At 37.2% G+C, this 13462-nt stretch carries 13 protein-coding genes, 2 rRNA genes and 1 other annotated feature; of the genes, 12 read left to right on the top strand and 3 right to left on the bottom strand.

The annotated features are described in order from the left end of the window. The 7 genes from M3210_RS18485 to M3210_RS18455 all read left to right on the top strand — a co-directional run. Positions 1-85: ribosomal RNA gene (locus M3210_RS18485) — 23S ribosomal RNA — on the top strand; the annotation flags it as partial. Positions 86-205: 120 nt separating this feature from the next. Continuing rightward, positions 206-321, top strand: a 5S ribosomal RNA gene (gene rrf, locus M3210_RS18480). Positions 322-632: 311 nt separating this feature from the next. Continuing rightward, the gene (locus tag M3210_RS18475; RefSeq protein ID WP_251517480.1) at positions 633-2300 is read left to right on the top strand and encodes a ribonuclease J; all 1668 of its coding nucleotides are present in this window, start codon (positions 633-635) and stop codon (positions 2298-2300) included. A gap of 398 nt (positions 2301-2698) precedes the next feature. Next, positions 2699-3868, top strand: a complete 1170-nt coding sequence (locus M3210_RS18470; protein WP_251517477.1) for a DHH family phosphoesterase — start codon at positions 2699-2701, stop codon at positions 3866-3868. 139 nt (positions 3869-4007) lie between these two features. Beyond that, positions 4008-4276: a binding site (T-box leader), on the top strand. Positions 4277-4332: 56 nt separating this feature from the next. Then, positions 4333-5187, top strand: coding sequence for an SAM hydrolase/SAM-dependent halogenase family protein (locus tag M3210_RS18465; protein ID WP_251517475.1), 855 nt, complete (start codon positions 4333-4335; stop codon positions 5185-5187). Positions 5188-5298: 111 nt separating this feature from the next. Further along, entirely contained in the window at positions 5299-6423 is a 1125-nt protein-coding gene (locus M3210_RS18460; RefSeq protein WP_251517472.1) for a type III polyketide synthase, read from the top strand. Next, positions 6423-6941, top strand: a complete 519-nt coding sequence (locus tag M3210_RS18455) for an isoprenylcysteine carboxyl methyltransferase family protein (protein WP_251517469.1) — start codon at positions 6423-6425, stop codon at positions 6939-6941. The genes M3210_RS18460 and M3210_RS18455 overlap by 1 nt, the downstream gene beginning before the upstream one ends. Before the next feature lie 312 nt (positions 6942-7253). On the opposite strand, the gene M3210_RS18450 is transcribed toward M3210_RS18455, so the two are convergent. Next, positions 7254-8105 (bottom strand): DegV family protein, encoded by an 852-nt coding sequence (locus M3210_RS18450; RefSeq protein WP_251517467.1) that lies wholly within the window; start codon positions 8103-8105, stop codon positions 7254-7256. A gap of 184 nt (positions 8106-8289) precedes the next feature. Here M3210_RS18450 and M3210_RS18445 point away from each other — a divergent pair, with 184 nt between their 5' ends. The 5 genes from M3210_RS18445 (at position 8290) to M3210_RS18425 (ending at position 11465) form a co-directional block, all read left to right on the top strand. Continuing rightward, complete coding sequence (locus M3210_RS18445) at positions 8290-8640, top strand: cupredoxin domain-containing protein (RefSeq protein ID WP_251517483.1); 351 nt, start codon at positions 8290-8292, stop codon at positions 8638-8640. 206 nt (positions 8641-8846) lie between these two features. Continuing rightward, on the top strand, positions 8847-9665 hold the full coding sequence (locus M3210_RS18440) for an STAS domain-containing protein (RefSeq protein WP_251517464.1): 819 nt from the start codon (positions 8847-8849) through the stop codon (positions 9663-9665). 182 nt (positions 9666-9847) lie between these two features. Continuing rightward, positions 9848-10009 (top strand): hypothetical protein, encoded by a 162-nt coding sequence (locus M3210_RS18435; RefSeq protein WP_251517461.1) that lies wholly within the window; start codon positions 9848-9850, stop codon positions 10007-10009. A gap of 473 nt (positions 10010-10482) precedes the next feature. Beyond that, the gene (locus tag M3210_RS18430; protein ID WP_251517459.1) at positions 10483-10797 is read left to right on the top strand and encodes a hypothetical protein; all 315 of its coding nucleotides are present in this window, start codon (positions 10483-10485) and stop codon (positions 10795-10797) included. A 146-nt stretch (positions 10798-10943) separates the two neighbouring features. Next, a complete protein-coding gene (locus M3210_RS18425; protein ID WP_251517456.1) occupies positions 10944-11465 on the top strand; it encodes a GNAT family N-acetyltransferase in 522 nt (173 codons plus the stop codon). A 98-nt stretch (positions 11466-11563) separates the two neighbouring features. On the opposite strand, the gene M3210_RS18420 is transcribed toward M3210_RS18425, so the two are convergent. Together M3210_RS18420 and M3210_RS18415 are read right to left on the bottom strand one after the other, a co-directional pair. Further along, positions 11564-12802: an MFS transporter gene (locus M3210_RS18420; protein WP_251517453.1), complete on the bottom strand. Its 1239-nt coding sequence runs from the start codon at positions 12800-12802 to the stop codon at positions 11564-11566. Further along, positions 12799-13263 carry an ArsR/SmtB family transcription factor gene (locus M3210_RS18415; protein WP_251517450.1) on the bottom strand — a complete coding sequence of 155 codons (465 nt, stop codon included), beginning with the start codon at positions 13261-13263 and terminating at the stop codon, positions 12799-12801. Before M3210_RS18415 ends, M3210_RS18420 begins: the two co-directional genes overlap by 4 nt. Positions 13264-13462: the final 199 nt, after the last annotated feature.

The following is a 13462-nucleotide window of genomic DNA, read 5'->3' as shown; positions in this document are numbered from 1 at the left end:
AGAGACGATGAGGTTGATAGGTTTGAGGTAGAAGCATGGTGACATGTGGAGCTGACAAATACTAATCGATCGAGGACTTAACTAATTTCTATTTTGATGTCGTTCCATTACTCTTATTTAGTTTTTAAGGTATAAGCTATAAAGGATGTTCGGTTAAAAACGTTCACGTCCTGTGAACAACACCGAACGACCTACATCCTGTAGGCCTGGTAATGATGGCGGAAAGGTCACACCTGTTCCCATACCGAACACAGCAGTTAAGCTTTCCAGCGCCGATGGTAGTTGAGACTTTGTCTCTGCAAGAGTAGGACGTTGCCAGGCAACCTAAAACTCCCCTAGATAGAAAAGATATCTATCTAGGGGAGTTTTTTTGTGGAAAAAAACGTAGCTCTGTATTTACGTCATTCCTTAAGACTGTTGAAATAATTTATGATTGATAATTATGCACAATCCCCTCATTTGGCAAATTCTACACCTATCCTACGATTCCTGTAAATACACATACTTCATATATTAAAAATGATTCACAAGGGTATACTAAAGAAACCTCATTTTTACAAATAATTTCCTTTACATCTCGTTAAATACAGAATGTATGAAAAACGAAGCTAGAACAGTAGGAGGGTATCATATTGCAAACAAGAGAAGATGCATTGTCTATATTTGCCCTTGGCGGCTTACATGAAGTTGGAAAAAATATGTATGTAATCGAGTGTGGAGAGGACATTGTAGTAATTGACTGTGGAAACAAGTTTCCAGATGAAAGTCTCTTAGGAATCGATCTAATTATACCTGATATTACGTATCTCGTGGAAAACAAGCATCGGGTACGTGCATTAATTGTCACGCATGGCCATGAAGATCATATCGGGGGCATCCCTTATTTCTTAAAAAATGTTAATGTGCCGGTATATGCCACACGCTTTACATTGGGATTGATAGAACTGAAACTAAAAGAGCATCGGATTCTACGCGAAAGCGACCTTATAGAGATTCATTCAGAGTCTGATATACAAATCGGCAATATGCAAATTGGCTTTTTTAAAGTAAATCACAGTATACCTGATTGCTTAGGTATCGTATTCCATACTCCGCAAGGGACGATTGTACATACTGGAGACTTCAAGTTCGATTTGACTCCTGCAAACAATGAACGTCCTGATATTCATAAAATGGCTGAAATCGGAAATAAAGGAGTACTTCTCCTTTTATCAGAAAGCACAAATGCTGAACGTCCAGGATATACTCCGTCAGAGAAAATGGTAGGGGAGAATCTGGATGCGGTTTTTGAAAAATCAAAACGAAAGATCTTTGTATCTACTTTTGCATCCAACGTCAGTCGTATTCAACAAGTGGTTGCTGCATGTGAAAAATATCAGCGGAAACTGGTCTTGCTTGGTCGCTCGATGGTGAATGTTGTAAAAGTTGCAATGAATAAAGGACACTTAATCGTACCCAAGTCTCTGTTGATTGATGCCCGTGATATGGATGAATTTCCTCCAGAGAAAGTGGTTATTTTATGTACCGGAAGTCAAGGGGAACCCATGGCAGCACTTAGTCGGTTGTCTACAGGGAATTTCCGTGATGTGGAGGTATTACCTGAAGATACGATTATTCTTGCAGCTGGTCCGATTCCTGGCAATGAAAGGAATGTAACTCGTATTGTCGATAATCTATACCAGCTTGGTGCTCATGTCATTTACGGCTCTGGAAGCAGCTCGGGGATGCATGTATCCGGTCATGGATATCAAGAAGACTTGAGGCTCATGCTTACACTTATGAAACCGAAATATTTCATCCCGATTCATGGTGAATATCGCATGTTGCATCATCACCAACTACTCGCGGAATCCGTAGATGTAGAACGAGAAAATATATTTATTTTAAAAAATGGGGACGTTGTAGATATTGAACAGACCATCGCACGTAGCACGAGAACACTTCCTAGTGGAAACACGTATGTAGACGGTGGCGATGTTGGAGAAATGGAATTTGTATTACGTGATCGCAGGAAAATATCAGAAGATGGATTGCTGATGATTATTATCCCGATAAATATTCAGGAAGAAAAGATACTTGGAGAACCCGAGTTCATTTCCCGTGGTTTCCTAGATCAAAATTTTGCTGAACTTAGGAAAAGCATGAAGAAAATTGCATTACAAACCATCCATGAACTTCAACAAGCTAATCGAAATTCAAGGAATGCGATGAAAAAACAAATAAAAAGGTCTATCGCCAAATATGTCAAAGAACGTACGAAGAAAGAGCCAATGATTGTTCCAATAATATTAGAAATTTAGATACTACTAAAGGAACGTGAATCACGTTCCTTTAATTTTTGCTTTCAATTATATCCTTTAACTTATCTAACTTTTTATCAATTTCATTGATTTTGGCTTTGGTGTTGCTAAAGAAATGAGCTACTCTAGAAATCAAATATATGATAAGTATAAACACTAAGATATTTATGAACGATTCAATAAAAAAAGTATCCACTTCATGTCCCCTTCCTTGATCCACTATTTGTCCATCTTTATATATTTCTATAAAATAAGCAAAGAAACCTTCTAATTGAGGCATTGGTTAATATTATCTGGAACTTTCTCAGCAATGCTTTAGCTGAAATTCTAAGGATAAACCTTTATCCACTGGTTAGTCTATATATATCAGGCTTATCATCAGGAGGTGCCACCAAGGTATGTATAAGTTATTATCGCATAATGATTTAGATGGGGTTGGATGTGGTATTTTGGCCAAACTTGCTTTTCATGATCAAGTTATCGTTCGTTATAATTCTGTTGGATCACTAAATCGTGAAGTAGAATGGTTTTTAGAAAATGACAAGGATACGCATCTATTCATTACTGATCTATCTGTAAATGAAGAAAATGAAAAACGGCTTAATGAGTATTATCAGGCAGGGGGGAGGCTCCAATTAATCGATCATCATAAAACAGCATTACATTATAATGAATATGATTGGGGTTATGTCGTTGTAGAAGATGAAGAGGGGAACTTGACCTCAGCAACTTCCTTATTTTATGAATACCTAATCTCCAGGGGGTTACTGCAACCGACAGGGGCGATTGCTGAATTTGTAGAACTCGTCAGGCAGTATGATACATGGGAATGGGAGCAAAATGATAATCAAAAAGCGAAGAAACTGAATGCCTTATTTTTCTTAATATCGATTGATGAATTTGAGGAGACGATGTTAGAGCGTCTTGAATCCGATGAATCATTTCAATTTAATGATTTTGAAGAGAGAATTCTTGCAATGGAAGAAGATAAAACGGAGAGGTATATACGCAGGAAACGTCGTGAATTGGTACAGAAAAAAATAGATGACTTATATGCAGGCGTTGTATTTGCTGAATCTTATCATTCTGAGTTAGGGAACGAGCTTGGAAAAGAGTATCCTCATTTGGATTATATTGCAATCATGAATATCGGTGGTAGAAGAATGGGGTTTCGTACGATACATGACCATGTGGACGTCTCACAAGTTGCGGGCCGTTTTGATGGTGGAGGTCACGCGAAAGCTGCCGGCTGCGTAATGAATGAGTTGGCATTTAAATTATTCGTAAAAGAAACATTTCCGTTGCCACCATTACGAGAAGATCCAAAGAGAAATCGCTTCAATATAAAAGAAACTACGTTTGGAACACTGTACCAAACACACGATGAGGATCAGTTTTTTATTTATCAGGCGGATAAGGAATGGTGCATTAAAAGGAATGATAAGAAAATGGACAAAGTCTTTGCAAGTTACCAGGATGCAGAGATGTATCTAAAGCGTCATTATCAAGCGTGGTTAGCAAGAGACGAAGCATTTGTAGAGTATCTGAAAGAAAAGGTAAAGGAGTAGTAAACTTTAAAAATCGGTAAAAAGGGTATCCATCTTGAAATAAAAATTAGAAGACAGATTTTTAGAGTGATTCAAATAAATACTTGCTTTTATTAATTTTCTTTACTATAATAAATGCAACTTAAACATAGTTTCATGCTTAAAGACGTTGAAGAGGAAAAGTAAGATTCAGTTATTTTTTCACAGAGAGCTTCGGCAGCTGAAAAGAAGCAAAAATACGAATCTGAACAATGGCCTCGGAGTTTCGTGCTGAACGGTCATCTGACGCAGTAGGTTCCGACGAGATTTGGTGCTCGTTATCAACACCAAAGTATGAAGAGCCAATGGACTCGAGTACTTTTAGAGGCTGTATGTGTGAGCATACAGTAAAGTAAGGTGGTACCACGTAGATACAACCACGTCCTTACCGTTTATTCGGTGATGACGTGGTTTTTTGTTCTTTTAGAAAAAATGGAGGGAATATCATGAGCAAACAACATTTAGTATTACAAACGGATTTTGGACTTAGTGATGGGGCTGTTAGTGCAATGCATGGTGTAGCACTATCCGTCGACCCGAGCTTAGGGATTTATAACTTGACCCATGATATACCGCAATATAATATTTGGGAAGGTTCGTATCGTCTTTTCCAAACGATTAATTATTGGCCGGAGGGGACTGTATTTGTATCTGTAGTTGACCCTGGAGTGGGGACAGAACGGTTAAGTGTTGTAGCGAAAACGAAAAATAACCAGTACATTGTCACTCCAGATAATGGTACGTTAACCCATGTGAAAGAACATGTAGGAATCATTGAAGCAAGAATTATTGATGAAAAAATCAATCGCCTGCCAAATTCAGGTGAATCATACACATTCCATGGTCGGGATGTTTATGCTTATACGGGAGCAAGGCTTGCTGCAGGGATCATCACGTATGAGCAAGTTGGACCGGAATTGGATGTTGATCAGCTTGTTGAGTTGCCGGTTACAGAAGCTGAGTATACGGATGACGTTGTAGTCGGTAATATCGATATTCTTGATGTGCGTTTTGGAAACTTATGGACAAATATCGAGCGCGTCGTTTTTAAAGAATTAGGAATAGAATACGGAGATGCCTTAGAGGTTTCTATTGAAAATAACCGTAGATTCATCTATAAAAACATCATCAAGTTTGGAAGGTCATTTGCAGATAGTAGATTAGGGGAACCAATTCTATTTGTTAATTCATTGGACAAAATTGGGGTCGCCATTAACCAGGGCTCATTTGCAAAAGCCTATCATATTGAGACTGGTGCCAATTGGAAAATCAGTATCCGTAAAACACAATATAATAAATGATGTTAAACATGCATCTGCTGAAAGAGGTCCACTTATCAGCAGATGCATATTTATTTTCCTAATCAACTTCCATGGAAACTCATGTATCACATTCCTTCATTTGGGAAAACTATGAACCATGAAGTACATAGGAAAAAAGGTGAATACATGGGATTCGTATGTTCAGTAGGTACGAGTATACCTCAATATAATATCAGCCAGGAAGAAGTGAAGGAGTTAGTTCAGGAAGTTTTCGGGTCAAACAATGATGAAGTAAAAAGGTTGTTGCCAGTGTTCGAGCATGCCCAAATCGACAATCGGCAATTTGTCGTGGATAAGACTTGGTTTATTAAAGACCATACATTTGAAGAAAAAAATAATACATATCAGAAAAACGCAATAGACCATTCGCTTCAAGCAATAGATGATTGTTTACAAAACGCTCAGTTTCTCAGCGATCCTATTCCTTATGAGGCAATAGATTTAATTATTTACGTTTCCAGTTCGGGGATTTCCACTCCATCTATTGACGCTTTTCTAATAAATGGTAGACCTTTCCGTCAAGATGTCATCAGAATGCCTTTATGGGGATTAGGATGTGCAGGAGGAGCAATTGGTTTATCGAGAGCTTTTGATTGGATTAAGGCCCATCCGGAAAAAACTGCACTTGTCGTTTGTTGTGAGTTATGTGGGATTACCTTTCAAAAGGGAGATCTCCGAACAAGTAATATTGTTGGTACAGCATTATTTGGCGATGGAATTAGCGCAGCCCTCGTCATCGGGGAAGACTCTCCGTACTTAAACTATAAGAAAAACACTGTACCTAAAATCGTCAATTCAAGTTCACGTATCAAAAAAGACAGCACGTCTGTTATGGGCTGGAACGTAACCAATAATGGGTTGGAAGTGATTTTTGACAAAAGCATTCCATCACTTGTCGAAACCTTTTGGAAAGAACATATGGAGCTTTTTGTACAAGAAATGAATATCCTAAAAGAAAATATCCATGCCTATATTGCTCATCCAGGAGGAATGAAGGTGCTGGCAGCTATGGAAGATGTATTGCAGGATAAAAAAGAAAAGCTGAAGCACTCCTATGAGGTATTGAGGAATCATGGAAATATGTCGTCTGCTACTGTTTTATATGTCCTCAGAGAATGGATGCAAGCGGGGGCGGAGCAGGGGAACCTAGGCATTTTAGCGGCTTTGGGGCCAGGATTTTGCTCTGAATTACTTTTACTGGAGTGGAGTAACTGATGCCTACAATATTTTGGATTTTATTCATCTTTATTGCCATACAACGTATTGTTGAGCTAGTCATAGCTAAAAGTAATGAAAAGTGGATGATGGAAAGAGGAGGAGTAGAGTGGGGAAAGGATCATTATAAATGGTTCATTGTTGTCCACACGCTATTTTTCTTTTCTCTTCTGCTTGAGGTTTTTCTGCGTAATCCCATCACGCTCATCCTCAACCCTTATGTATTTGCCTTGTTTTTATTAATACAAGCAGCGAGAGTTTGGTGCATTCTTTCATTGGGAAGGTATTGGAACACAAAAATCATCATTTTGCCTAACAATTCACTAGTGCAAAAAGGACCATACAAATATGTAAAGCACCCGAACTATATTATCGTTGGTGTGGAGTTATTTATCATCCCTATTCTTTTTCAAGCTTATATCACTGCGATTCTTTTTCCGTTGTTTCACATTTTACTAATGACTATACGGATTCCGTTAGAAAATCAAGCACTTGCTGAGTTAAAAAGAGGAACGTGATATCGCGTTCCTTTTTCAATGCTTGTGTAACATCTAAATCACCCTAAAAATTTAACACCAGTCTTCCTCGCGTTCGACTGTTCCGTAAAAAATACTGCCTAGTCGAATGCAAGATGTTCTTACATTCGATTGTGACTCTCAATCAGACGTGCCAACGAACGCGAGATGTTCTTACATTCGATTGTGACTCTGAATCAGGCGTGCCAACGAACGCAAGATGTTCTTACATTCGATTGCATATTGAAATTAGCTCTATCATCAAGCGTATCATCTGAACGTTACTGTCTTGGGTTATTCCAGACCGGTCGAACACTAAACTTCTATCCCCGCGATTCCAAATCCCCCTGGTCCGGAGTGGGTGGAGATTACTGCACCTGCTTGCATCCAGTGAATGTTTTTAAAACCATAGTCTTTTGCAATTGCAGAGGCACGTTCTTTTATACCTTCATCCAGTCCGACAGAGTAGATTAAATATAATTGTTCCCGGTCGATATTATACTCTGTAAAATAGTCGTGCATTAGCTTTTCCGAAACTTTATTCATTTTTCCTCGATATTTTTTATTGGAAAGCAATAAGCCGTCAACCAATTCAATCCTCGGTTTTAATTTTAGTAATGTTCCTCCTAGATATGCAAAATTACTTACACGTCCACCGGCTTTTAAAAAATCGAGACTTCCCGGAATGAAAGCGAGTCGAGCTTTAGGAATACTCGTTTTTATTTTTTCCACTAATGCTTCCGCTTCAATTGAGGGTTCATCCTCTAATAATTTTGCCGCATACATCACAATGGCAGTTAGTCCCCCTGTTACATTCAACGCATCGATCAGATAAAGATTGTCAAAGTCTTCAGAGGCAAGCACGGCGTTATGAAAAGACGAAGAGGCTTTTGACGTATATCCGATATGGACAATGGTGCAGTCTGCGAAATCCTGATTAATCCTTGTGAAAAAATTGTGGTACTCATGCGTATTGGTAGATGTCGTTGAAGGGATTTGCTGTGTACGATCATAATAACTATAAATCTCCTGTACAGGTAAAGAACCGTCCAAATAATCTTTACCTCCCATAATCACATGCATCGGCACTACTTGTATTTCATATTTTTTTGCCAGTTCCTCAGGTAAATCTGCACCACTCTCAGTTGTTAGTATAATTCTCTTCATCTTACCTCCTCCACTTCTATACAATCCTAATCGCTATTTATTGTTCTATTTCACACTATACAGCAAATTTTATGGAAGAGATAGAACAAGAGTGTAGTCGTTATCATTTAGGAATATTTTATTGTGAGATGAAGAAACTAACATTAAAAAGGAGGAATGATTCTTGACGAGGAAATATTCAAGCATGAAGATAGTTTTTGTAACAATAATCGCATTCATACTTATTACACAGGGAGCCATGCACAGTTTGGCAGAATCGGCAACTCAAAACAATGAAATCATTGTTGAATTGAAAGACGATACCTTTAATCCGGATGAAATTACACTTCAAAGTGATGAAACGACGATTTTGGTTCTGCAAAATAAAGGAGTAAAAGATCATACATTCACTGTAAGAGATTTGGCCATCGATGTCGAGGTATTACCGGGACAAGAAGAAAGGATTTCTGTCAGCCCGGAGCAGGTGGGGACATACGAACTGATATGTCGATACCATATGCAAGAGGGTATGGTTGGACAGGTAGTGGTTGAATAATCATAAAAGCTTCACATTTACTTGCTATTAATTATCAGTATGTATAAAAAGATATAGAAGTAAAATTACATTATATGTTTAGGTTTATAAAAGTCGGGGTATTAGTATGGAGATATGGTTGTTGATTAACATATAATTTGCCTGATTGATGAAAATTATGAATCAATCAGTATTTTTCTTATTTATTGAATGGGGGAGGAAATAAAATGGTGAAAGAGGACGGTATTGCAAAATACATACAAAATAATGAAGAAGAGTTCCAATCGATCCTGTTGAAGGAAGCGGGTGATGTAGCTTCCAAAATCCATTCAATCTTGGAAGAAGGTAATATTGACTTATTAAGTAATGCAAAGATTATTGCTCTTTATGTTGTTGGGAATAAACGGGACGAACTTATCGCTTTTGCTGAAGTGGAAGGTATTTCTTGGGCAAAGCATTCACTAACGCTCGCATTAAAATTAGAATGGATTCATGCAATACGACGGACGTTATGGCGTCTTCTACGTAAAAATAGCCCATTAAACGTTGATTCTGTGGATGAATTCTTCGCATTGGAAAAGAGAATCAACGATGGGATCGATGAGTTTTTGAACAACTTCTTTATCAGTTATTCGAGATATAAAGACGAATTACTTATTGAACAAAGAAAGTTGGTCGAACACCTGACGGTTCCAATTATTCCAGTCAGCTCGTGGATCGCGGTGTTGCCATTGATAGGGAAATTTGATTCCTACCGTATGGAAACTATTGAGGAAAAGGCATTATCTGAGATATCAAGATTAGACATTGAAACACTGATTATTGATCTTTCAGGGATCCCAGATATCGATGAATACACGTTGGATAAATTTGAAAAAGTAGTTAGTGGAATAAAATTGATGGGTTCAGAACCGGTGCTGACCGGATTAATGCCTAATCTTGCCCATAAGATGGCCAGCTTGGGAGCAAATTATGGAGTGGATATTGCAATAAAAGGTACATTGCAGCGTGCATTAAATGAATATCTATTTGTAGAAACATCTTGATATAAGCATGACGAATTTTATAAAACTGCACCTCGATTGTTAGGCATAAATAACAATTGGGGTGCAGTTTTTATATTAGATAAAGTTTCACACTGAATCCATATTAAATTACAGCCATAAGTATGTTAGAATAACTTATATTGGTGGAAAATTTTAACTCTTTTTAAAAAGGAGATGTAGAAATGGACAAGAAAATGAAATTTGCTATCTATTTAGCGATAGTAGTACTGACTTTCTTTTTAATCGTCTCTTTAATTACAGAACGTTGGGGATTTTTCATATGGAGTCTATTGCCTGTTTTTATGTCTACGATGATTACATTTACTCAAAAAGCGGAAAAGTAATTTCGTTATAAAGGGGAGAAGTTCAATGGGGTTTATTTATAATTTGTTAGCTATTTTATCATTGGCGGGTTTTCTATATTTTTTAGGACAGTCTGAAAAGAGTTCCAGGAGTAGAAGGATGTGAGCAGTTATTAACACTAAAAATGGAAGCTATATCATCAGCGTGCTATGTGTGCTAGTAGTCCTCATGATTGGAATATTGATCAACTATAATGGATTTGTTGAAGCTAAAGCTGCCTGTCTAGGTAACAATGGATCAGTCACGGAACAGGATATAGGTATCCTAATCCTTAATTGGTCTATCTCTTGTGAAAAGTGATAACGGTTAACTGATTGCTATCAAGGGTTAAGAATGAGGTGAAGAAAATGTTGGTAGGTTTGAACTAAGATTTTTGTTAATGATTGCCTCTTCATTTATAGCACCTTTCGTATTATTTTTCTTTTTCTATTTATATAATGTGACTTCTCGTCTTATGGAAGGTTACAATCTACATTTCACTACTGATCCGGCCTTATCCGTTCTATTATATATGCTTGCTATACTCTTCTTTGTTTTCATTGGAATTCCGATATCACTCATCATTGAGAGAATGAATAAAGGGACACGCTGGATCAACTATTCCTTAGCGGGGATATTTATCGGATTGATCATTTCCATTTTCAACGGTATAGAAGGGTTTGATGTAAGCTTGGTTTCCTATTTACCATGGGCGTATGCAGGTTTTTCTTTTTATATTGTTTTAGTTGCTTTAGAAAAACTCACCCTAAAACTTCGTAATGGAGAATAATTACCAGTTACCTTTTTATAAAGTTTTGAATATGTTAGGTGCATGGATTAGGTATTGGATATGGAATACAAAATCTTTTCAGAGTTTATTCAAATAAGAGAGAAATCGCTGTGAGCTAAAAAATCATGTTTACGGGGGATGAGCAAATGAGGATACGAAGAGCAAAACTAGAGGATGCGCCAGGCATTGCTAAAGTACACGTAGATAGTTGGAGAACGACTTATAAAGGCATCATCCCAGATAATTTTTTAAATAATTTATCTTATGAAAACCGGACGGAATTATGGAAGAGAAATATTACAGACGAAACGAACTATATTGTAGTCGCTTTAAATGAAATGGACGAGATAATCGGTTTTGGAACGGCAGGGAAAAGACAAGAGAATAAGGAAGAGCATACAGGAGATTTAACATCCATTTACCTGCTGGAAGAGTATCAAGGAAAAGGGATAGGAAAGAAATTGCTTAAAGAACTATTCAAGCACTTTAAAGAATTAGGTCGTAAAAAGATATTTGTTGAAGTACTTGAAGATAACAAAACACGGTACTTTTATGAATATTATGGTGCAAAATTAGTGAAGAAGGATCAAATTAAAATTGGTGAAGAAATATTGAATGAACTAATTTATGAATGGGATTCTGTCGATGATGTTATGGAGAGATTATGATTAAAAAGTTCAATAAGGCATCGCATACATTTTGCGTTGCCGTATTGAACTTCATTCTTTTCTTTAAAAATGACAAAGGCGATTACGGATAGAAATGATTACTTTGCAGTTTGTTTAAAAACAGATAATTTATCAATCGATTCCAATGAGCGTAATAAAGGATGAACGAGAAAATATATACTAAAGACAACCATCATCATCCCTGCCATCATAATGGGGTAAACCGGACTGGCCGCAGAACTGACAGCACCTCCTACCAATGCTCCCAAAGGTTGCCCAATAGCGGATAAACTAACTAAAATTGTAATGACTCTACCAATCATCTTTTCCTCGACTTGTTGCTGCACAATAGAAATAATCAATATATTGATAACTCCTACACCAATAAAGCCAATACAATAAAAGGTTAAAGAATACCATACCGGTAACATCGAAGAACCAATCCAAAAAACACCTGAAAGTAATGCTGCACCCATTGTCAATTTGCTGTACGGGAGATGCTTGATTCTAGGTGTCAAAAATGAACCTATGAGAAGTCCGAGCGTCATTGCTACCAGATAATAACCATAGTATGCTTCATTTCCACCTTGCATTAAAGAAAACGCTGGGATGGAAGCAAACATACTTCCAGTAAAGAAATTAAGTAAGACGGCAGCAGCTATAATATGAGGCAAGATGGTGGGGCGGATATAGATTAAACCTTCCTTTAAATCGTGTCTATAATTATGAAGGGTTTGTTTTAAACGGAATGTTTCTTTATTTTTTACAACCTCCAAACGGAAAAATAAATATAGAACTGTAGTAATCAAATGGCATCCTGCTGTAATGAGGATGGCTGTCACACTGCCGATCATTGCAATTATAATGCCTGCAGCAGCGAGGAAAACAACATCGAGACTTTCTCTTAACATATTGATATAAGAATTGGCTTTAACAACATTTTCTTTTCCAACAAAAGTAGGAACAAGCGTTGTTTCGATTGGATAAGTGAAGGTGGAAATTAACGCGACAACAAACATAATCATAATTACTGTCCATACGTGCAACATGGAGAAGGTATAGAGGAGTGGGATGGATAGAAGTAAGATTGATTTGGTGAGTTCACATAAGACTAAGGCTTTTTTATATGAAACATAATTGGCAAAAGGTGCAATTAAAAAACTTATACATGACGGCAAGCCGACTACGAAAAAAGCTACCCCAGAATAAAATGGATTTCCACTGATAAAAAGCACCAGCATCATAGCTCCGATACTATACATACCTGAGCCAAGTGCTTTAACAAAAACTCCCGAAAGTAAAATGTTGAAATTATAATTCAACACCTTATCATTCATTTTTCACCCTCCTTGATCTGTTTTGAAATCGTACTATTGAATGCATAAGCTGCCCGCTCTTTCTTGGAGCTCACCGATGATCGTGCGAACTCAATAATCAATGCTCTTAGCTTTTCTTCAAATTGTTGCAGTTCATCCCTTGATAGCGTCAAGGTAGCTGCATATTGACTGTGAATATTCGTATCTTGTTTTCTGTTATCTACTGTTGAAAATGAAATAGCTTTGGAACGATAATACTTTTCAATAATTCCTTTCTTTTTTTCTTCGCGTTCCAGTTCGATAATACCGTGATCATATAGTTTCCGGATATGGTAGTGGATGTTTCCAGCAGTTTTATTTAACTTTGTTGCCACTTGTTTGGCTGTCATTGCTTGATCAAATAGCAGCATAATAATCTGACTCCGAATCGGATGGGAAATGATTTCTTGCTGTTTTAAAGTAATCACCATATTGTTCTCCATAGAACGAAACACTCCTTCTCAGTCTATAAGTTCAGATTGATCTGTAAAAATAGATTGATGTATTTTAAGTATATGTAAACGTCAAATAATCCACACCTAGTTTTAGATGTGGACTATTGTTATGATTTATTTAGTTTTATTTGGTACACGACATTCCGCTGGAATGGACGGTGACCAAGGTAGTAGTTGATCCAATTTC

Source organism: Oceanobacillus luteolus (assembly GCF_023715655.1).
Classification (GTDB): domain Bacteria; phylum Bacillota; class Bacilli; order Bacillales; family Amphibacillaceae; genus Oceanobacillus; species Oceanobacillus luteolus.
The sequence above is the reverse complement of the archived record's forward strand: the minus strand, read 5'-3'. Positions and strand labels throughout refer to the sequence as shown.

Coding starts and splice junctions, on each gene's coding strand:
- M3210_RS18470 (WP_251517477.1), top strand. CDS start 2,699: ATGTATAAGTTATTATCGCATAATGATTTAGATGGGGTTGGATGTGGT.
- M3210_RS18465 (WP_251517475.1), top strand. CDS start 4,333: ATGAGCAAACAACATTTAGTATTACAAACGGATTTTGGACTTAGTGAT.
- M3210_RS18460 (WP_251517472.1), top strand. CDS start 5,299: ATGAACCATGAAGTACATAGGAAAAAAGGTGAATACATGGGATTCGTA.
- M3210_RS18455 (WP_251517469.1), top strand. CDS start 6,423: ATGCCTACAATATTTTGGATTTTATTCATCTTTATTGCCATACAACGT.
- M3210_RS18450 (WP_251517467.1), bottom strand. CDS start 8,105: ATGAAGAGAATTATACTAACAACTGAGAGTGGTGCAGATTTACCTGAG.
- M3210_RS18445 (WP_251517483.1), top strand. CDS start 8,290: ATGAAGATAGTTTTTGTAACAATAATCGCATTCATACTTATTACACAG.
- M3210_RS18440 (WP_251517464.1), top strand. CDS start 8,847: ATGGTGAAAGAGGACGGTATTGCAAAATACATACAAAATAATGAAGAA.
- M3210_RS18435 (WP_251517461.1), top strand. CDS start 9,848: ATGGACAAGAAAATGAAATTTGCTATCTATTTAGCGATAGTAGTACTG.
- M3210_RS18430 (WP_251517459.1), top strand. CDS start 10,483: ATGGAAGGTTACAATCTACATTTCACTACTGATCCGGCCTTATCCGTT.
- M3210_RS18425 (WP_251517456.1), top strand. CDS start 10,944: ATGAGGATACGAAGAGCAAAACTAGAGGATGCGCCAGGCATTGCTAAA.
- M3210_RS18420 (WP_251517453.1), bottom strand. CDS start 12,802: ATGAATGATAAGGTGTTGAATTATAATTTCAACATTTTACTTTCGGGA.
- M3210_RS18415 (WP_251517450.1), bottom strand. CDS start 13,263: ATGGAGAACAATATGGTGATTACTTTAAAACAGCAAGAAATCATTTCC.